The sequence below is a fragment of the Robertkochia marina genome (assembly GCF_004799345.1).
In the GTDB taxonomy this organism is placed as follows: domain Bacteria; phylum Bacteroidota; class Bacteroidia; order Flavobacteriales; family Flavobacteriaceae; genus Robertkochia; species Robertkochia marina.
In genome coordinates this window covers 772,771-790,672 of record NZ_SSMC01000002.1, presented here as the reverse complement: position 1 = coordinate 790,672, position 17,902 = coordinate 772,771, and the positions used below count along the sequence as shown (strand labels likewise).

Genomic DNA, 17,902 nt, shown 5'->3' with positions numbered 1-17,902 from the left:
TAGGATTGATTAAATGTAAAAGAAAAAAAAATTCATTCCCAAATCTTTTTTTAGATAAATTACATATCTAACAAATATGCAAAGATCAGGGGAGCCACGATGGTGGCATCAGATTCGATGATAAATTTGGGAGTGTCGATATCAAGCTTCCCCCACGTAATTTTCTCATTAGGTACGGCTCCCGAATAAGATCCGTAACTGGTAGTCGAATCAGAGATCTGGCAGAAATAACTCCAAAACGGAATCTCTTCCATTTCCATGTCCTGGTATAACATAGGCACTACACAAATAGGAAAATCACCTGCAATACCCCCTCCGATCTGAAAGAAACCAACCCCGTTTTCAGAGTTCTTGGTATACCATTCGGCCAAATAGGTCATATATTCTATTCCGCTTTTTACCGTAGAAGCTTTTAGCTCTCCTTTCATTACATATGAGGCAAAAATGTTCCCCATGGTGCTGTCTTCCCATCCGGGAACAACAATAGGGAGGTTTTTTTCTGCGGCTGCATACATCCAGGAGTCTTTCAGGTCAATTTCATAGTATTCTTCAAGTACTCCGCTCAGCAATAGCTTGTACATATACTCATGCGGAAAATATCGCTCTCCTTTCTCGTCTGCATCCTTCCAGATCTTATAGATATGTTTTTGCAGTCTTCTAAAGGCCTCTTCTTCAGGAATACAAGTGTCTGTAACCCGGTTAAGGCCTTTCTCAAGCAGTTCCCATTCTTCTTTGGGGGTTAGATCCCTGTAATTGGGTACTCTCTTGTAATGGCTGTGCGCCACCAGGTTCATCAGGTCTTCTTCCAGGTTAGCACCGGTACAGGAGATAATATGTACTTTGTCTTTTCGAATCATTTCGGCAAAGATCTTACCCAGTTCGGCAGTACTCATGGCTCCTGCCAGGGTAACCATCATATTGGCTCCGTTCTGAAGCTGTGCCTCATAAGCCTCTGCGGCATCAACCAGAGCGGCGGCGTTAAAGTGCAGAAAGTACTTATTGATAAAAGCTGAAATCGGTCCTTTATTATTCTTCATCGTCTTCTTGATTATTTTGATCAGTGTATTTGAATTTATAAGCCAGCATTTTGTAGTAAAGCTTGGCCGCGAGGAAATCAGAAGAAGGCTCAGCAGGGTTCGGACAAAGTTCTACGATGTCAAAGCCTACTACGTTCTTCTTTTTAAAAACTTCTTTAAGATATTCCGTCATTTCGTACCAGAGCATTCCTCCGGGTTCCGGAGTACCGGTAGAAGGTAATACAGATGGGTCAAAAGCATCGAGGTCTATGGTTATAAACACATTTTCGGTCATCTGATTAATGGAGTCATCCATCCAGTCCTCATCCGATACCATTTTATGGGCAAAATAGACCTGGTCTTCGGTCATATGCTCCAATTCACTGATGTCCATACTGCGAATACCTACCTGTATAAGCTTGGTGTTCTTGCTGGCCTCATAAACGGCGCAGGCATGATTACAGGTGCTGCCTTCATAAGAAGGACGCAGATCGGCATGGGCATCGATCTGTAACACCGTCAGATCGGAAAAACTTTCATTAAAAGCTCTGATAGATCCTATGGAGATGGAGTGTTCGCCTCCGAACAGGGTGACAAACTTATCCTGTTTGATATAATTTTTGGTGATCTTATGAACGGCCTCTACCATTTTTTCAGGAGAATTGTTCTCACTTACGGGTGGAGCCAGGTACACCCCTTTCCTGTAGGGTTCAGACCGGGTTTCAATATCAAAAAGTTCCATGTTCTCTGAAGCGTGCAGAAAGGCCTCGGGCCCCTTGTCAGCTCCTTTTCGCCAGGTAGAGGTACCGTCGTAGGGTACCGGGATCAATACCACCCTGGCATCTTCAAGCCGGGCGTATTTGTCGGGAATTCCTGCATAGGTTTTTTTACTCATCATAGCCAAGTATTTTTAAAAAATCGGTTGCTGATTGTTGTTCTGAAAATAATCTCGTTTTTAAGTTTCCTTCTTCATCCCGGTCTATCAGGATGTGTTTTGGCGAAGGAATCAGGCAGTGCTGTAACCCCCCAAAGCCACCAATGGTCTCCTGGTAGGCACCGGTATTGAAAAAACCGATATACAGCGGCTTGCTTTTACTGAATTTTGGCAGGTAGATCGCATTCATATTCTGCTCAGAATTGTAATAATCATCGCTGTCGCAGGTTAACCCGCCCAGTAAAACCCTTTCGTACTCATCATTCCATCGGTTAATGGCCAGCATTAAAAAGCGTTTGCTGATCGCCCAGCTGTCGGGTAGGGTGGTGATGAACGATGAATTGATCATATTCCATTTTTCCCGGTCATTCTGTTGCTTCTGGTACAATACCTCGTAAACAGCACCTCCGCTTTCACCCACGGTAAAACTCCCGAACTCTGTAAATATATGTGGCATATCAACTCCGGCTTCTTCACAGGTTACCTTGATCTGGTAAATGATCTCATCGATCATGTATTCATAGTCGTATTCAAAGGCGAGTGAATTCTTGATAGGAAACCCTCCTCCAATATTCAGGGAATCAAGTGTAGGGCATACCTTTTTCAATTCAGTATACACCTTAAGGCATTTTAAAAGCTCGTTCCAGTAGTATGCTGTGTCTCTGATCCCGGTATTGATAAAGAAATGCAGCATTTTCAAGGAAACCTTGTCATTGTTTTTGATCTCCCGGTTGTAAAAAGGAACAATATTCTTATATCCGATGCCCAACCTGCTGGTGTAGAATTCAAATTTTGGCTCCTCCTCTGAGGCGATCCGAATTCCTACCTGGTAGGGTTCGTTGATAACTTCATCGAGTAATTTTAATTCTTCATAATTATCAATGACGGGGATACAATTCTTATGCTTACTATTTATCAATTCAGCGATATTCTGAATGTATTGATCGCGCTTAAAACCATTACAGATCACATATTGCTTTTTGGATATGCTCCCTTTTTTGATCAGGTTTTTCACAATATCAATGTCAAATGCTGAAGATGTTTCAATATGAATATCATTCTTCAGCGCCTCGGTAAGTACATGCTCGAAATGTGAACTCTTGGTGCAATAACAATAATGGTAGTTACCGGGGTAGTCATGCTTTTTTATAGCATTTTGGAACCAGTATTTAGCCCTGTTTATATTGTGAGAGATCTTGGGCAGGTAGGTAAATTTAAATGGAGCGCCATACTCCTTTACCAATTGCATCAGATCAATATTGTGAAAATAAAGATTGTGATCCTCCAGGGTGAATTCTTCCTGAGGGAAATAGTAGGTCTGATCGATAAGATCAATGTATTTGGTTTTCATGCGCAGTTATTCGAGTTATAATAGCGTTGATTAGAAATTAATTTAATTTTTGAAACAGTGTGCTGCCCTCAGGCAGTCACTGTTGTGATTATTATAATTAAGTAGGAGAGAGCAGGGTAATCTCATTGGCCGGATGCAGACGTTATATCTATTGTATAAAGCGTCCAGGTGTGTGATTAGAATGACAAAAAGCGTTGTTTTGGTTCTCTGTAAGTTTTGATCATATACCTGCAAGATTAATTATTTTTAAGATATCAGCAAACAAAAATATTAACTATTGTAAAATTCCAAAGACCTGAAAATCATATCATTATTAATCTCTTGATCTCGAACGGCCTTTCCTATTTCAGCAAGCAAGACGAATTTCACGACTCCTGATGCATTTTTTTTATCGTATTTAAGCAAAGAAATAATTTCACTCATGGTGTCAATGGAAATTTCCGTTTTGTCAAAATAATTCAGGAAGGTATCCTTGATCTCCTGTGCTTTTATTAAAGGCAGTTCACATACCACCGTCGAGAGATAAGCCTCCATGATCATTCCAATGGCAATGGCCTCACCGTGAAGGAGGGGTTCCAGCTGTTCATGCTTAAGAAAGTGGGTTTCAATGGCGTGACCCAGGGTGTGGCCAAAATTCAGAATTTTTCGAAGTCCCCCTTCCCTGGGGTCAAGACTTACCACCTCACTTTTTATTTTCACTGAATGCCTGATGAGATCCTCAAGATCTTCGAGGGTCAGATCGGCCATCTTTCTGAGTTTATCCCAGTAGTCTTTATCTTTAATTAATCCGTGCTTGAGCATTTCTGCCAGCCCGCTTCTGAGTTCCCTGGCGGGAAGGGTTTTTAAATAATCGCTGTCTATCAGAACCATCTCCGGTTCAATGATGAGTCCTACCTGATTTTTAAGTGCTCCCAGGTCGACCCCAGTTTTTCCTCCCACAGAAGCATCTACCATAGAGAGCAGGGTAGTGGGGATGTTAATAAAAGAGATACCCCTCATGAAGGTTCCGGCTATAAATCCACCCATATCGGTAACCACTCCACCACCCAAGTTAATAAGCAGGGCATTGCGGTCGCATCCTAATTCAGAAAGGGCGTTCCATACCCCCGAGCAAGTCTCGATCTGTTTGTGTGCTTCTCCTGCAGGCACCTCAATCACTTCCGCATCATAAAGTTCCAGGGTTTTTGACAGAAATGGCGGAAGGCAATATTGGTGGGTGTTCTCGTCTACCAAAATAAAAATACCCGAAGGGCCGGACTCTTTAATATAGGTGTCAAGGTGATGGTAGGGAGTATCAAAATGCACCGGTGCCTGCTGATTTGTCATAATGATTGTTGGTCAGTTTATTTTGTTAATAAGCTTTGGCAAAATAAGAAGATTTTGATGGAATAAATACAAAAGTGACTTCCTATATTTGCGTTGAATTGAAAGTGGCTTATGAATAAGATATTTAACAATACGCAGGTTGCTTTTCAGCTAAAAGGAGACGCTGAGTTAGAGCGGGCATACTTCCTTTTTCGTATGATTGCCAACGAACCCCTGGTGCGAATAGGCACCGCAATGACAAACTTTGCTATAAAAGCGCATCTTCCTGTTGAAGGACTGATCAGGGCTACGGTTTTTGATCATTTCTGTGGCGGTGTCAGCGAGCTCGACTGCATGCCGGTGGTAGATAAGATGTACGAGGTAGGGGTAAGCGCTGTTCTCGATTATTCAGTAGAAGGAAAGGAGTCTGATAAGCAGTTTGATGATGTTGTTGCAAGAACCCTGAAGATCCTTGATTTTGTAAAAGAGAAGAACGCCATTCCCTTCGCAGTTTTTAAGCCAACTGCAGTAGGCCGATTTGATCTTTATAAAAAGGTAAGCCGTGGCGATGAGTTGAACCAGGAAGAACTCAAGGAGTGGGACCGCATCAGGAAGCGCTTTGAGGTGATCTGTAAAAAAGCTTACGAATTAGAGATCTCATTACTTATAGATGCCGAAGAAAGCTGGATGCAGGATGCGGCAGACGAACTTTGTGAGATCATGATGAAGAAATACAATAAGGAAAGAGCTGTTGTATTCAATACCCTTCAGATGTATCGCTGGGATCGGTTGGAATACCTGAAGGCCCTGCATGAGAAAGCCAGAGAAGAGAAGTTCATCATAGGTATGAAACTGGTAAGGGGAGCTTATATGGAGAAGGAAAATGCACGTGCCAAAGAAAAAGGTTATCCTACCCCGATCTGTGCTTCAAAGAAAGATACTGATGACAACTTTAATGCCGCCGTTCAATATATGATGGAGCATATTGATGAAATGGAGATCTTCCTTGGCACACATAATGAAGAGAGCTCTTATTTACTCATGGAATTGATGCAGCAAAAGGGGATCTCTGAAAATGATCCCAGAATATGGTTCGGACAGTTATACGGTATGAGTGATCACATTAGTTATAACCTGGCAGAATATAGATTTAATGTGGCAAAATACCTGCCGTTTGGTCCGGTAAAAGATGTAATGCCCTACCTGATAAGAAGGGCAGAAGAAAACACTTCGGTAGCTGGACAGACCACAAGAGAATTAAGCCTGCTCAGCCAGGAAAGAAGAAGGCGAAAATTGAATTAATCTGCCAACTCTTCTATGGCAATAACTTCAGCATAACCATCGCAGTTCTTTACCCTGAGCTCGATGGTTTTTTCATTAATATCACCCTCAATGAGGTAGGTTTTACAAGGAGCACCTTCCGTTTCACTTTCCTTAAAGTTAATATCCCCGTCCCGGAGTACGGTCTGGATCTGTTCGGGGGTTAGGGTCTTATTGTTTATCAGGGTCTGTATCTGATCACTGTAGGTAAGATCTTTGGAACGGATATCTTTCAAAACCCTGCAATTCGGAAAATAACAGATCTCTGTGTTCTTGCCTTTCAGGAAAAAGGTTAAAAAGATAAGGCCTATAGAGAAGCCTATGAGGTAGAATCCAATTTTTTTAAGTAGCGACATGGAGGTGTTAAAAGATCAAAAGGTTTATATCACGATAGGAAAGATCAAACCAATCGGCTACAGCCTTACTGGTTAAAATTCCGTGGTAAAAATACAAACCATTTCGCAAACCCTTGTCAAATCTCAGCGATTGTTCAAGACCGCCGTCTTCTCCTATCTTTAACAGGTAGGGCGTGAAGATATTACTGATAGAAACCGAAGCCGTACGTGCATATCTTGATGGAATATTAGGTACACAGTAATGGGTAACCCCGTGCTTTACAAAGGTGGGCTTGTCGTGGGTGGTTACTTCAGAACTTTCTATGCAGCCTCCCATATCAATGCTCACATCAATAAGCACAGCACCATTTTTCATTTGCTCTACCATGGTTTCGGTAACTACAACAGGGGCTCTGTCTACTCCTCTTACTGCACCTATCAGCACGTCGCAGCGCTTTAAAGCCTTAAGCAGGTTTTTCGGCTGCAGGGTAGAGGTGTATAAGATCCTGTTCAGGTTGTTCTGTAAGCTTCTCAGCCGGGTAATAGAGTTGTCAAAAACCTTTACCGTGGCTCCCAGGCCAATGGCCGAACGCGCAGCGAATTCGCCTACGGTACCGGCTCCGAGTATGACCACGTTTACCGGAGGTACCCCGGTAATATTCCCGAACATGAGTCCGTTACCCTCATTCATATTAGTCATCAGTTCGGCAGCAATAAGTACCGAAGCAGTTCCGGCGATCTCACTCAGGGCTCTTACAGCCGGGTAATTGCCTACCTCATCTTTGATAAATTCAAATGCCAGGGCAGTAACTCTCTTTTTGGCAAGAGTTTCAAAATATTTTTTGCTTTGGGTCTTTATTTGAAGGGCAGAAATGATGATCGCTTGCGGATTGATCATTTTAAGCTCTTCCAGAGAAGGGGGTTCTACTTTCAGGATGATGGGGCAGGAAAACACTTTTTGGGTGTCGGAGGTGATCTCGGCACCTGCTTCACTGAATTCGCGGTCGCTGTAATTAGCGCCTTCACCGGCCTTTGATTCAATGATGACGCGATGACCATGGGCGGTCAGGGCATTGATCGCGTCAGGAGTTAGACAAACCCTGCGTTCCTGGTAGGAACTTTCTTTGGGTATACCGATAAATAACTCTCCCTTTTTCTTAAGGACCTCCAGGGTTTCTTCCTGAGGGATAAGCTCCTGTTTGCTAAAGGGCGAACTTGGATAGGACATGGCCGGTTAATTGTATTCCCTAAAGTTAAGTAATCTTTTTAAGATTGGTAGAGGTGTGACTCCCGCTCCAGTTCTTTCTCCAGGGCATCGTATCGCTCCAGCTCCTCATCGATCTTCCGCAGGTCGATACCATGAACCACCTTGTCAAATAATTTCAGGCGAACCAGGTATACCAGGGGGATGACGATCATCATTACTGGAATTATAAAATATATTTCTACTTCATCAAGATATTTTAGGTCATTCATAACACTGATGAGTTGAAACACAAACATGCTTATAGGTATGAGTATAACATGATACCACCAATGTTTACAGGTAATAAACCAAATTATAAAAAGATAAAGAGGTACAAACTTTCCTAAGAATAACCAAGCCGAAGTGTAAAGTTCATATTCGCTTGTGAAGTAGAAAAAATCTGTTTGCCATGTATTGGCTTTTGGGAAGCTTTCGTAAAGATAAAATATGTAAGGGGAAATTGCTATTAGTAAGGCAACAAGTGACCCAATAATTAATGGGCTACCCTTTAATTCTTTATTTTTGATTTTAGGTATCATGTTAAGTAGGTATTTCATGATTAAACCAAAAATATATAAATATTATAAGAATGTATTTACAATTCCTATAAATTATTTAGTAAAAGTTGTAAGAAATGTAATAAGTGTTGTCTGTAGCACCTATTAATCTGTAGGTTATAGTGTTGAGTTTAAAGCATCTTAATAGGATTAGTGATACCTAAAAGGCTTTATTTTCCATGTTCTGATTCGAAATAAGGCCATGGTTTTTTATATCGAATAATGATTATTCAATATAAGGACTATCCGTTAGTTGGTACCCAAATTTTCGTTCTGTCAATACCTTCTTTAATGTCATATAAGGCATCTTCATCAGCGACAGAGGCTTTAGAGCAAGAGATCACAGTTATAGAAAGAATTGTGATGGCAAATAGGAAGGTTAAAGTAGATTTCAAGGTTTTCATAATGTAAGTTTTAAATAGAAAGCTTTTGATTTATCCGTTAGTTGGTACCCAAATTTTTGTTCTGTCAATACCTTCTTTAATATCATATAAGGCATCTTCATCAGCGACAGAGGCTTTAGAGCATGAGATCACAGTTATAGAAAGAATTGCGATGGCAAATAGGAAGGTTAAAGTAGATTTCAAGGTTTTCATAATGTAAGTTTTAAATAGAATACTTTTGATTTATCCGTTAGTTGGTACCCAAATTTTTGTTCTGTCAATACCTTCTTTAATATCATATAAGGCATCTTCATCAGCGACAGATGCTTTAGAGCAAGAGATCACAGTTATAGAAAGAATTGCGATGGCAAATAGGAAGGTTAAAGTAGATTTCAAGGTTTTCATAATGTAAGTTTTAAATAGAAAGCTTTTGATTTATCCGTTAGTTGGTACCCAAATTTTCGTTCTGTCAATACCTTCTTTAATGTCATATAAGGCATCTTCATCAGCGACAGAGGCTTTAGAGCAAGAGATCACAGTTATAGAAAGCATTGCGATGGCAAATAGAAAGGTTAAAGTAGATTTCAAGGTTTTCATAATGTAAGTTTTAAATAGAAAGCTTTTGATTTATCCGTTAGTTGGTACCCAAATTTTCGTTCTGTCAATACCTTTTTTAATGTCATATAAGGCATCTTCATCAGCGACAGATGCTTTAGAGCAAGAGATCACAGTTATAGAAAGAATTGCGATGGCAAATAGGAAGGTTAAAGTAGATTTCAAGGTTTTCATAATGTAAGTTTTAAATAGAAAGCTTTTGATTTATCCGTTAGTTGGTACCCAAATTTTCGTTCTGTCAATACCTTCTTTAATGTCATATAAGGCATCTTCATCAGCGACAGAGGCTTTAGAGCAAGAGATCACAGTTATAGAAAGCATTGCGATGGCAAATAGAAAGGTTAAAGTAGATTTCAAGGTTTTCATAATGTAAGTTTTAAATAGTATGCTTTTGATTTATCCGTTAGTAGGCACCCAAATTTTTGTTCTGTCAATACCTTCTTTAATATCATATAAGGCATCTTCATCAGCAATTGAAGATTTTGAACAAGACACCACGCTTAAAGAAAGAATGGCCAGAGCAAAGGTGAAGGATAAAAATTTGTAGATCGTTTTCATTGTAATTAATTTAAAGGTTTGTGTAATAATTTCTTATTATTCAGTTATTTAATTTATTCGTGCAGGAGAAGCCCCATACAACCGTTTTGATTGATGCGGTATCATAAAACACATAAAAGGTCTTAAGAAATGGCAGGAAGTTCTCATTGCGTAGTTGTTGGTTGTTTTCAGTTGTGTTACAAGTTTATCTTTTATGCTGAAAAGGCGCTAAAAAGAACTTGTATTTACAATAACGAAGCAGGTTAAACTACGATATGAGATTCCGTACATAGGTTTGAATTTTCTTGTAGTCATTGTACTACTTTTTGGTTAAAATTGTAGTCCAAACCTATCTAAAAATTCAGCACGGATAATAAATTTCTTTGTCGTACATTAGATAAATTTTTAACATACAACGATTTGAGGCAAGAAAATGTAGGATTAAAGCTATCAAATCAGGAGAGGTGTAGCTCTCTTTTCCCGTTTAAAAGCACTTTTATCTCGATTAAAGTAGCGTTTTTAGGTAAAATACTACGTGCTTTATCAGGCCATTCAACAAAACACCAGGCTCCACTGTCTAAATATTCCTCCATACCAATGGCATAGGCCTCCTCTTCATCTTCTAAGCGGTAAAGATCAAAATGATAGATAGGGCCCTCCTCATTTCGGTATTCATTGACCAGTGAAAAAGTGGGTGACGACACCACATCGTCACTGCCTAAACCCTTTACCAACGATTTGATCAGGGTGGTTTTTCCCGAACCCATTTCTCCCTTGAATAATATAATCCTATTCGGACTTTCCTTTAATATAAAGTCAATTGCTTCTTTTACATTATTTAAGGCATATGAATAAACCCTCATATTCGTTTGTGTTAGTTTTATTGAAAATTTTGTCAAAAGTAATCACAGATGTTATAGATTTGGTTACTAAATCTAACCATTAGCCTAATTTATGTTAAAGAAAACCAACGGTTCCAAAAATGAAAAGGTTTTAAAACTGTTTTTTATAGATTACCTTTTTATTTTTTTGATTCTAGGATCTTCATTCACAATATATATTCATCATCTTTTTCCGGATAGACCTATATGGATTACAGAATTTTTTGTTTTGGAACCTAAGGTAGCGGGGTCAGTGCAGACTTTTATATACATAGTTTTATTGAAATTATCTCCCATATTTCTATTCTCAACGTGGTACATTACCGAGACCAGATGGTGGAAATTTTCTCTATTGAGTCCGATTATATATTTATCATACCAGCTAATAACTCAAATTTTCATAGAATTAGGCATGCATGAGTCCTCTGTAAACTTATATTCCCTGCCCTATTTAATTATGCTTTTGTTGGTTTTATTGGGCTTTAATTTATCCTTGAAGTACTACAAAAAGAATTTGGTGCATAATTATAATATTGACTCAGATAATTTTTATCAATTACCTCGAACTACAAAGGAACATAGAAGAATAAAGTTGGTTAAAGATATCTTAGATGAAGAAAATTTGAATAGGACTCAATTGAATCTAATTTATAAAGAATATAACCTGCTTGGCCAATTAAATCAGGAATTTATTTCAAACAAATCAAACTTTGATTTGATTTCAGGATTTAAAACGCTATTCGAGATTTTATTTTTTATACTCCTGCTACTTACACCTTTATTTTTCAATATTTATAAAATTATTTCACCAGGTATTGACAATATCAATTTGTACGGTATTACGATATCATCATTTGGATTTCGGGATTTGCAGACTTTGCTCTGGGTTATAAATTCAAAACTTTTAATGATAATCCCTGTGACCTTGTGGTTTTTCACTAGTAGGTATTGGTGGAAGTATTTTCTGCTAATACCTTTCTCTATTAGTGTTTTCCAATTAATTGAAATGTTCAAAGATTCTTCCAAAATGGATGGTGAAGAAATCTATGTAATATTTCCCTTGGTAGTTTTAATAACTGGGATAATGGTGTTTTTGACAGGTCGGGTTAGGAGATATGTTATGCTTTTAGAGTTCTATTATAAAATGGAACAAAAAATAAATAAATCAATATTATCCTTATCTATGGATAAGGGTGATGAACGTTCCGATCTTAAAAAAGAACTCACCGAATTGATCAAGGAGCATAAGAAATATCCTCCGGAAGAGTATCTCAGGCGCTTAAAAGCCATCAAGGGGCGATTGGAAGAATTAAAAGAACAGGAGTACTAAAATAAAAAAAACCGGGCTGGACCCGGTTTTTAATTTAATTGTTATTTTCTGTTTTATCGATCTCCGATCTTATCTTCTCAATTAAAGCTTCCAGATCATCTTTCTCATTGGCCTTGATCTTGGCCTCGATAATGGCTTCCACCTCGTCGAAGCTCAATTCGCGGGCAGACTTTTCTTCTGATTCAATGCCGAACATATTGCCACGCCCGGTAATGATCCAGTTAATGTTTACAAAGGGGTACTTCTCTACAATTCTTTCCAGAATATCACTCCCTACGGAGGCGTTGTTCTTTTTCATTCGAAGGGTATATCCGTTAGATGCACCGATTGACATGTCAAACTGCCTGGCACTCATGCCGAGGGATTTAATTATGGTAAAGATTCTGTCAATTGCTTTTGCCATGTTATTTTTATCTAATGTTTTTTTCAAAAATAGAAAAAATTCGATATACTTGTGGTGCCAAATCTTAATAAATGTTAAAAACCCAACCAACTTATGCCAATACTACCACTAGACATTGAGAACTTCAATGGCCGAAAACTCCTGTTTTTACTGACCTTACAGGAGTATCATGAGTCCGGTTATCTCGCTTTTTATATCGACGAAGAAAATGATCTTTGGTTTCAGGGAGAAGAAGGATTTTTGCCATTTGATCAGCTGGAACCCATTCCGGTGATCGCACTTTATGAATCCATGCCTGATAATGTCAAGGAATCTGACCAGTACATACATACCCCTATGGTCTATGTAGTGGAAGATTACCTGAAACTCGTTTTCGGGAAAAAATTACGATTTAAAGACTGATATTTATTTTTAGCGGGCCTTTAAAACGGCAAAGGGGATGATCATTTCTTCAAGCGAGATTCCACCGTGCTGATAGGTGTTCTTGTAATAGCTTACATAGTGGTTGTAGTTGTTGGGGTAAGCAAAGAACAGGTCGCCTTTGGCAAAAATAAATGAGCTGCTCATATTGATAGCCGGCAGGAAGACCGACTTAGGGTCTTTAATCGCAAACACATCCTTTTCTTCGTAAGTAAGGCTTCTGCCTGTTTTATAACGTAGGTTCAGGCTTGTTTCCCGATCTCCGATAACTTTAGAAGGGTTTTTTGCATTGATCGTACCGTGATCGGTGGTAATGATCAATTTAAAGCCAAGACGCTGAGCCTGCTGGATAATGTCGAGCAGGGGGGAGTTCTTGAACCAGCTCTGAGTGAGAGAACGGTATGCCTTGTCGTTCGAAGCAAGTTCTTTAACCACCTCCATCTCTGTTTTAGAATGAGAGAGCATGTCTACAAAATTATAGACCAAAACCGTGAGGTCATTATTTTTCTGGGAGCTGAAGTTTTGTGCCAGTTGTTTGCCTGATCGCAAACTTGATATCTTATGGTAATCCCAGGTAATATTCAGTCCCATGCGTCTGATCTGTGCCTCCAGGAACTCTTTTTCATAGAGGTTTTTACCACCTTCATCAGTATCATTTTTCCATAATTTCGGGTAAAGGCGCTCCATTTCAGAAGGCATGAGCCCTGAGAATATAGCGTTTCTTGCGTATTGGGTGGCGGTGGGTAAAATACTGAAATAGGCCTGCTCTCTGGTTTTTTTGAAATGCGTATTGATAACCCCTTCAATACTTTTCCATTGGTCATATCTGAGGTTGTCTATTACAACGAGCAGGGTAGGAGTGTCTTCGCTAAGTTCCGGTACCACCAATTCTTTAAATAAGGTATGCGACATTACCGGGTGGTCTTCGTTGTCAAACCACTTCCGATAATTTTTTTCGACAAATTTTCCGAACATACTGTTGGCTTCTACCTTTTGAGACTCCAGTATCTCGATCATTCCTGCATCCTCAATGTTTTCCAGCTCCATTTCCCAATACAGTAATTTCTTGTAAAGTTCGATCCATTCTTCATAAGAATTGGTCATAACAAGATCCATGGCGATCTTTCTGAATTCCTGCTGATAACTTGAGGTGGTTTTTTCTGAAACTAGGCGGGAGTGTTCCAGGGTCTTTTTCAGGCTCAATAAGATCTGGTTAGGGTTTACAGGTTTGATAAGGTAATCTGCGATCTTGCTCCCGATAGCCTCCTCCATAATATACTCTTCTTCGCTCTTGGTGATCATAACCACGGGTACAGAAGGCCGCAGAGCTTTGATCTCGCTCAGCGTTTCCAGTCCGCTTATCCCGGGCATGTTCTCGTCAAGGAACACAATATCATAGAATTCAGATTTTACTTTTTCTACAGCATCAACTCCGCTTTGACAGGTATCTACCTTATAATTCTTTTTTTCAAGGAAAAGGATATGTGGTTTTAAAAGGTCGATCTCGTCGTCTACCCAAAGTATCTTTATTTCATTCATTCTATATGCTGTATATTTGTAGGTAAATTTTAAATGCCGGGTTTGAACACAACAAACAAGTTAAAAATATTTAACGATCCAATTTACGGTTTTATTACTATTCCCAATCCACTTATTTTCGACCTCATCGAACACCGCTACTTTCAGCGTCTCCGGCGTATCTCTCAAATGGGGTTGTCTTATCTGGTCTATCCCGGAGCCCATCATACCCGGTTTCATCATGCCATAGGGTGTATGCATCTGATGACCCGGGCAGTGCGTGCCCTGCGATTTAAGCAGGTATCCATTTCAGATGCCGAAGAACAGGCGCTGCAGGCGGCGATACTTCTTCATGATATAGGGCACGGACCCTTCTCTCATGCCATGGAGCACTCTATTGTGAACGGGGTTTCTCATGAGCGTATATCGCTTCGTTTTATGGAATTGCTGAATAAGGAGTTTGACGGAGCCCTTGACCTGGCTATCAGGATCTTTAAGGGTGAGTATCACCGTAAGTTCATGTATCAGCTTATCTCAGGGCAGCTTGATATGGATCGGGCAGATTATTTGAAAAGAGACAGCTTCTATACCGGGGTTTCGGAAGGAAATATTAATAGTGAACGCATCATTACCATGCTTAATGTGGTTGATGATGAATTGGTGGTTGAAGAAAAGGGGATCTACTCCATAGAAAAATTCCTGGTAGCAAGAAGGCTGATGTACTGGCAGGTATACCTGCATAAAACAGGGTTGGTGGCAGAACAATTGCTCATCAGAATGCTGCAGCGTGCCAAATACCTGGTATCTGAAGGTCGGGAACTACCCTGTACCGGGGCTTTGAAATTCTTTCTGGATCGTAAAATTGGCCCGGATGATTTTGATGAGGAGGTCACTGAGCATTTCTCCCGCCTTGATGATGTAGATATCCAGGCTGCCATGAAAGACTGGCAATACCATGACGACGCCCTTTTATCTGCTTTGTGCAGAATGTTGCTTGACCGGAAGCTTCTGAAGATCAAGGTGAAGAAAAAGCCTTTTAAACAGGAGAGAAAAGAAGAACTTGTTAAAGAGTTTATGGAGTGTCAGGGATGGACTGAAGAAGAAGCCCGTTTTCTGGTTTTTGATGGTGTTATTGAGAATCAGGCGTATAGCATAGACCGGCAAAACATCAATATTTTGATGAAATCCGGTAAAATTAAAGATGTGGCCAAGGCCTCTGATCAATTTAACCTCAGAGCCCTTTCCAAGCCGGTTACGAAATATTACCTTTGCCATCCTAAATAGAAATAGGAGTTTTTTTATACTTTTGCCCTTAATGAAATTTACAGCCTTACAAATAGCAGGGATCCTGGAAGGAGAGATCGTTGGGAATCCTGATGTAGAAGTTTCCAGACTTTCAAAGATAGAAGAAGGAGAGGACGGGACCCTGACCTTTCTTGCGAATCCGAAATACACTAATTTTATATATACCACCAAGGCCAGCATCACCATTGTGAATAAGGATTTCGAGGCCGAAAAGCCTATAACGACCACCCTTATTAAGGTTGATGATGCCTATAAGTCGTTTTCTAAACTACTCAATTACTACAACCAGGTAAAGATGAATAAAACAGGTATAGAACAACCTGCTTTTATAGCTGAATCGGCATCCTTCGGAGAAAATATTTATCTCGGAGCCTTTTCCTACCTTGGAGAGAACGTGAAGGTTGGCAATAATGTCAAGATCTACCCAAATGTATATGTGGGCGATAATGTAACCATAGGTGACAATACCGTTATTTTTGCAGGTGCTAAGATTTATTCAGAAACGGTTATCGGCAATCATTGTGTGGTTAACAGCGGCTGTATTATCGGAGCTGATGGTTTTGGTTATGCGCCTAATGAAAATGGGGAACTGCAAAAAGTACCTCAGACCGGGAATGTGATCCTGGAAGATCATGTAGATGTTGGAGCCGGATCAACCATAGACCGGGCAACCCTTGGGTCTACTATTATCAGGCGCGGAGTTAAACTCGACAATCAGATCCAGATAGCCCACAACGTAGAGATCGGTGAAAATACCGTGATCGCAGCCCAGACCGGGGTGGCCGGTTCTACCAAGATCGGGAAAGGCTGTATGATAGGAGGGCAGGTTGGGATTGTAGGCCACATCACTATTGGAGATGGGGTTAGAATACAGGCCCAGAGTGGTATAGGCAGAAATGTAAAAGACGGGGAAACCCTTCAGGGTTCACCTGCATTAGCATACAGTGCTTACAACAAAGCTTACGTACATTTTAAAAATCTGAATTCCCTGGTGAACAGGGTTCATCAATTAGAAAAAAACAGCAACAATGAGTGAGCAGGCTGTAAAACAGCGAACCATAGCTAAAGACATAACCCTGAAAGGAGTAGGGTTGCACACCGGGCAGGAGGTAACAATGACCTTTAAGCCCGCTGCCGTAAATCATGGATATGCTTTTAAAAGGATCGACCTCGAGGGGCATCCTGTTATTGAAGCAGATGCCAACTATGTGGTAAATACACAACGGGGTACCAACCTTGAGAAGATGGGCGTTAAGATCCAGACTTCAGAACATGTGTTAGCCGCACTGGTAGGTATGGATGTTGATAATGTCCTGATCGAGCTTGATGCTTCTGAACCTCCTATTATGGATGGGTCTTCCAAGTATTTTGTTGAAGCTATTGAAGAAGCCGGTACGGTTGAACAGGAAGCTATAAGAGAAGAGTTTGTGGTCACTGATGTGATCTCTTATGTGGATGAGGAATCAGGCAGTGAGATCACTGTTATTCCTGCTGATGAGTACCAGGTAACCACCATGGTTGATTTCGGAACCAAGGTATTAGGTACCCAGAACGCCACCATGAAGCACCTTTCAGACTTCAGAACGGAGATCGCAGATTCCAGAACATTCTCTTTTCTTCACGAATTGGAAACACTTCTTGAACACGGGTTGATCAAAGGAGGAGATCTTAATAATGCCATTGTTTACGTTGACAAAGAATTGTCTAATGAAACCATGGAAAAGCTTAAAGTGGCGTTTAAGAAAGACAGCATTGCGGTGAAACCTAATGGAATTCTTGACAACCTTACCCTTCACCATCCTAATGAGGCCGCCAGACATAAACTTCTTGACGTTATCGGAGATCTTGCGCTTGCAGGAACCAGAATACGCGGAAAGGTCATTGCCAATAAACCCGGACATTACGTAAACACACAATTTGCTAAGAAATTGGCAAAGATCATCAAGATCGAAAAACGAAATAATGTTCCAAAATTTGATCTGAACAAACCACCATTGATGGATGTTACCCAGATCATGAACATGCTGCCTCACCGTCCGCCGTTCTTGTTGGTAGATAAGATCCTTGAGTTATCAGATACTCATGTGGTTGGTATGAAAAATGTAACCATGAATGAGCCCTTCTTTGTAGGGCATTTTCCCGGAGCTCCCGTTATGCCGGGTGTTCTCCAGGTAGAAGCCATGGCGCAGACCGGAGGTATCCTGGTTCTTAATACGGTACCCGATCCTGAGAACTACCTGACCTATTTCATGAAGATCGATAATGTGAAATTCAAACAACAGGTACATCCGGGAGATACCCTGGTTTTCAAAATGGAACTGTTGACCCCTATAAGAAGAGGTATCTGCCATATGCAGGCCTATGCCTATGCTAACGGGAAGCTGGCCACCGAGGCTGAGTTAATGGCACAGATCGTAAAAGTAAAAGATAAAGAACAATCATAACT

The 17,902-nt window shown here is 40.3% G+C and carries 23 protein-coding genes; 6 read left to right on the top strand and 17 right to left on the bottom strand.

The window, feature by feature from the left end:
* Nucleotides 1-59: 59 nt before the first annotated feature.
* The 4 genes from E7Z59_RS09900 to aroB form a co-directional block, all read right to left on the bottom strand.
* A complete protein-coding gene (locus E7Z59_RS09900) occupies nt 60-1,037 on the bottom strand; it encodes a deoxyhypusine synthase family protein (protein WP_136336157.1) in 978 nt (325 codons plus the stop codon).
* Nucleotides 1,027-1,911, bottom strand: coding sequence for an agmatinase (speB, locus tag E7Z59_RS09895; RefSeq protein ID WP_136336327.1), 885 nt, complete (start codon nt 1,909-1,911; stop codon nt 1,027-1,029). The genes E7Z59_RS09900 and speB overlap by 11 nt, the downstream gene beginning before the upstream one ends.
* On the bottom strand, nt 1,904-3,301 hold the full coding sequence (locus tag E7Z59_RS09890; protein WP_136336156.1) for an arginine decarboxylase: 1,398 nt from the start codon (nt 3,299-3,301) through the stop codon (nt 1,904-1,906). The genes speB and E7Z59_RS09890 overlap by 8 nt, the downstream gene beginning before the upstream one ends.
* A 270-nt stretch (nt 3,302-3,571) precedes the next feature.
* Nucleotides 3,572-4,627 (bottom strand): 3-dehydroquinate synthase, encoded by a 1,056-nt coding sequence (gene aroB / locus E7Z59_RS09885; protein WP_136336155.1) that lies wholly within the window; start codon nt 4,625-4,627, stop codon nt 3,572-3,574.
* Nucleotides 4,628-4,738: 111 nt separating this feature from the next.
* Between aroB and E7Z59_RS09880 the strand changes: the two genes are divergently transcribed.
* Nucleotides 4,739-5,908, top strand: coding sequence for a proline dehydrogenase family protein (locus E7Z59_RS09880; protein WP_136336154.1), 1,170 nt, complete (start codon nt 4,739-4,741; stop codon nt 5,906-5,908).
* On the opposite strand, the gene E7Z59_RS09875 is transcribed toward E7Z59_RS09880, so the two are convergent.
* From E7Z59_RS09875 to tsaE, 11 genes are all read right to left on the bottom strand, one after another.
* Complete coding sequence (locus E7Z59_RS09875) at nt 5,905-6,282, bottom strand: DUF4258 domain-containing protein (protein ID WP_136336153.1); 378 nt, start codon at nt 6,280-6,282, stop codon at nt 5,905-5,907. The genes E7Z59_RS09880 and E7Z59_RS09875 overlap by 4 nt on opposite strands.
* A 7-nt stretch (nt 6,283-6,289) precedes the next feature.
* A complete protein-coding gene (locus E7Z59_RS09870; RefSeq protein WP_136336152.1) occupies nt 6,290-7,489 on the bottom strand; it encodes an alanine dehydrogenase in 1,200 nt (399 codons plus the stop codon).
* A gap of 38 nt (nt 7,490-7,527) precedes the next feature.
* A complete protein-coding gene (locus tag E7Z59_RS15425) occupies nt 7,528-7,737 on the bottom strand; it encodes a hypothetical protein (RefSeq protein ID WP_244932697.1) in 210 nt (69 codons plus the stop codon).
* A 569-nt stretch (nt 7,738-8,306) separates the two neighbouring features.
* Nucleotides 8,307-8,468 (bottom strand): hypothetical protein, encoded by a 162-nt coding sequence (locus E7Z59_RS15300; protein ID WP_168731282.1) that lies wholly within the window; start codon nt 8,466-8,468, stop codon nt 8,307-8,309.
* 30 nt (nt 8,469-8,498) lie between these two features.
* The gene (locus E7Z59_RS15295; protein WP_168731281.1) at nt 8,499-8,660 is read right to left on the bottom strand and encodes a hypothetical protein; all 162 of its coding nucleotides are present in this window, start codon (nt 8,658-8,660) and stop codon (nt 8,499-8,501) included.
* A gap of 30 nt (nt 8,661-8,690) precedes the next feature.
* On the bottom strand, nt 8,691-8,852 hold the full coding sequence (locus E7Z59_RS15290; RefSeq protein ID WP_168731281.1) for a hypothetical protein: 162 nt from the start codon (nt 8,850-8,852) through the stop codon (nt 8,691-8,693).
* Nucleotides 8,853-8,882: 30 nt separating this feature from the next.
* The gene (locus tag E7Z59_RS15285) at nt 8,883-9,044 is read right to left on the bottom strand and encodes a hypothetical protein (RefSeq protein WP_168731279.1); all 162 of its coding nucleotides are present in this window, start codon (nt 9,042-9,044) and stop codon (nt 8,883-8,885) included.
* Nucleotides 9,045-9,074: 30 nt separating this feature from the next.
* Nucleotides 9,075-9,236: a hypothetical protein gene (locus E7Z59_RS15280; protein WP_168731280.1), complete on the bottom strand. Its 162-nt coding sequence runs from the start codon at nt 9,234-9,236 to the stop codon at nt 9,075-9,077.
* Between the two features lie 30 nt (nt 9,237-9,266).
* Nucleotides 9,267-9,428, bottom strand: coding sequence for a hypothetical protein (locus E7Z59_RS15275; protein ID WP_168731279.1), 162 nt, complete (start codon nt 9,426-9,428; stop codon nt 9,267-9,269).
* Between the two features lie 30 nt (nt 9,429-9,458).
* Nucleotides 9,459-9,620, bottom strand: a complete 162-nt coding sequence (locus E7Z59_RS15270) for a hypothetical protein (RefSeq protein ID WP_168731278.1) — start codon at nt 9,618-9,620, stop codon at nt 9,459-9,461.
* Between the two features lie 434 nt (nt 9,621-10,054).
* Entirely contained in the window at nt 10,055-10,462 is a 408-nt protein-coding gene (gene tsaE / locus E7Z59_RS09860) for a tRNA (adenosine(37)-N6)-threonylcarbamoyltransferase complex ATPase subunit type 1 TsaE (protein ID WP_136336150.1), read from the bottom strand.
* 511 nt (nt 10,463-10,973) lie between these two features.
* Between tsaE and E7Z59_RS09855 the strand changes: the two genes are divergently transcribed.
* Nucleotides 10,974-11,810, top strand: a complete 837-nt coding sequence (locus tag E7Z59_RS09855; protein WP_211089738.1) for a hypothetical protein — start codon at nt 10,974-10,976, stop codon at nt 11,808-11,810.
* 34 nt (nt 11,811-11,844) lie between these two features.
* Here E7Z59_RS09855 and E7Z59_RS09850 read toward each other — a convergent pair whose 3' ends face one another.
* Complete coding sequence (locus E7Z59_RS09850) at nt 11,845-12,213, bottom strand: hypothetical protein (RefSeq protein ID WP_136336148.1); 369 nt, start codon at nt 12,211-12,213, stop codon at nt 11,845-11,847.
* Nucleotides 12,214-12,306: 93 nt separating this feature from the next.
* Between E7Z59_RS09850 and E7Z59_RS09845 the strand changes: the two genes are divergently transcribed.
* A complete protein-coding gene (locus E7Z59_RS09845; protein WP_136336147.1) occupies nt 12,307-12,615 on the top strand; it encodes a hypothetical protein in 309 nt (102 codons plus the stop codon).
* Nucleotides 12,616-12,624: 9 nt separating this feature from the next.
* On the opposite strand, the gene porX is transcribed toward E7Z59_RS09845, so the two are convergent.
* A complete protein-coding gene (porX, locus tag E7Z59_RS09840) occupies nt 12,625-14,172 on the bottom strand; it encodes a T9SS response regulator signal transducer PorX (protein ID WP_136336146.1) in 1,548 nt (515 codons plus the stop codon).
* Nucleotides 14,173-14,214: 42 nt separating this feature from the next.
* Here porX and E7Z59_RS09835 point away from each other — a divergent pair, with 42 nt between their 5' ends.
* The 3 genes from E7Z59_RS09835 to E7Z59_RS09825 are packed head-to-tail and all read left to right on the top strand — an operon-like array spanning nt 14,215 to nt 17,900.
* Complete coding sequence (locus tag E7Z59_RS09835; protein ID WP_136336145.1) at nt 14,215-15,435, top strand: HD domain-containing protein; 1,221 nt, start codon at nt 14,215-14,217, stop codon at nt 15,433-15,435.
* Nucleotides 15,436-15,466: 31 nt separating this feature from the next.
* Nucleotides 15,467-16,492: a UDP-3-O-(3-hydroxymyristoyl)glucosamine N-acyltransferase gene (lpxD, locus tag E7Z59_RS09830; protein WP_136336144.1), complete on the top strand. Its 1,026-nt coding sequence runs from the start codon at nt 15,467-15,469 to the stop codon at nt 16,490-16,492.
* Nucleotides 16,485-17,900: a bifunctional UDP-3-O-[3-hydroxymyristoyl] N-acetylglucosamine deacetylase/3-hydroxyacyl-ACP dehydratase gene (locus tag E7Z59_RS09825; RefSeq protein ID WP_136336143.1), complete on the top strand. Its 1,416-nt coding sequence runs from the start codon at nt 16,485-16,487 to the stop codon at nt 17,898-17,900. The genes lpxD and E7Z59_RS09825 overlap by 8 nt, the downstream gene beginning before the upstream one ends.
* Nucleotides 17,901-17,902 lie beyond the last annotated feature (2 nt).

Excerpts from the sequence above, each read along its gene's own strand:
- E7Z59_RS15285 (WP_168731279.1), bottom strand. The coding sequence starts at position 9,044 with ATGAAAACCTTGAAATCTACTTTAACCTTTCTATTTGCCATCGCAATG.
- E7Z59_RS09880 (WP_136336154.1), top strand. The coding sequence starts at position 4,739 with ATGAATAAGATATTTAACAATACGCAGGTTGCTTTTCAGCTAAAAGGA.
- lpxD (WP_136336144.1), top strand. The coding sequence starts at position 15,467 with ATGAAATTTACAGCCTTACAAATAGCAGGGATCCTGGAAGGAGAGATC.
- E7Z59_RS09850 (WP_136336148.1), bottom strand. The coding sequence starts at position 12,213 with ATGGCAAAAGCAATTGACAGAATCTTTACCATAATTAAATCCCTCGGC.
- E7Z59_RS15425 (WP_244932697.1), bottom strand. The coding sequence starts at position 7,737 with ATGAATGACCTAAAATATCTTGATGAAGTAGAAATATATTTTATAATT.
- E7Z59_RS09845 (WP_136336147.1), top strand. The coding sequence starts at position 12,307 with ATGCCAATACTACCACTAGACATTGAGAACTTCAATGGCCGAAAACTC.
- E7Z59_RS09900 (WP_136336157.1), bottom strand. The coding sequence starts at position 1,037 with ATGAAGAATAATAAAGGACCGATTTCAGCTTTTATCAATAAGTACTTT.
- aroB (WP_136336155.1), bottom strand. The coding sequence starts at position 4,627 with ATGACAAATCAGCAGGCACCGGTGCATTTTGATACTCCCTACCATCAC.
- E7Z59_RS15275 (WP_168731279.1), bottom strand. The coding sequence starts at position 9,428 with ATGAAAACCTTGAAATCTACTTTAACCTTTCTATTTGCCATCGCAATG.
- E7Z59_RS09875 (WP_136336153.1), bottom strand. The coding sequence starts at position 6,282 with ATGTCGCTACTTAAAAAAATTGGATTCTACCTCATAGGCTTCTCTATA.
- E7Z59_RS09870 (WP_136336152.1), bottom strand. The coding sequence starts at position 7,489 with ATGTCCTATCCAAGTTCGCCCTTTAGCAAACAGGAGCTTATCCCTCAG.
- E7Z59_RS15270 (WP_168731278.1), bottom strand. The coding sequence starts at position 9,620 with ATGAAAACGATCTACAAATTTTTATCCTTCACCTTTGCTCTGGCCATT.
- E7Z59_RS09890 (WP_136336156.1), bottom strand. The coding sequence starts at position 3,301 with ATGAAAACCAAATACATTGATCTTATCGATCAGACCTACTATTTCCCT.
- E7Z59_RS15280 (WP_168731280.1), bottom strand. The coding sequence starts at position 9,236 with ATGAAAACCTTGAAATCTACTTTAACCTTCCTATTTGCCATCGCAATT.
- E7Z59_RS15295 (WP_168731281.1), bottom strand. The coding sequence starts at position 8,660 with ATGAAAACCTTGAAATCTACTTTAACCTTCCTATTTGCCATCGCAATT.
- E7Z59_RS15290 (WP_168731281.1), bottom strand. The coding sequence starts at position 8,852 with ATGAAAACCTTGAAATCTACTTTAACCTTCCTATTTGCCATCGCAATT.
- tsaE (WP_136336150.1), bottom strand. The coding sequence starts at position 10,462 with ATGAGGGTTTATTCATATGCCTTAAATAATGTAAAAGAAGCAATTGAC.
- E7Z59_RS09825 (WP_136336143.1), top strand. The coding sequence starts at position 16,485 with ATGAGTGAGCAGGCTGTAAAACAGCGAACCATAGCTAAAGACATAACC.
- E7Z59_RS15300 (WP_168731282.1), bottom strand. The coding sequence starts at position 8,468 with ATGAAAACCTTGAAATCTACTTTAACCTTCCTATTTGCCATCACAATT.
- porX (WP_136336146.1), bottom strand. The coding sequence starts at position 14,172 with ATGAATGAAATAAAGATACTTTGGGTAGACGACGAGATCGACCTTTTA.
- speB (WP_136336327.1), bottom strand. The coding sequence starts at position 1,911 with ATGAGTAAAAAAACCTATGCAGGAATTCCCGACAAATACGCCCGGCTT.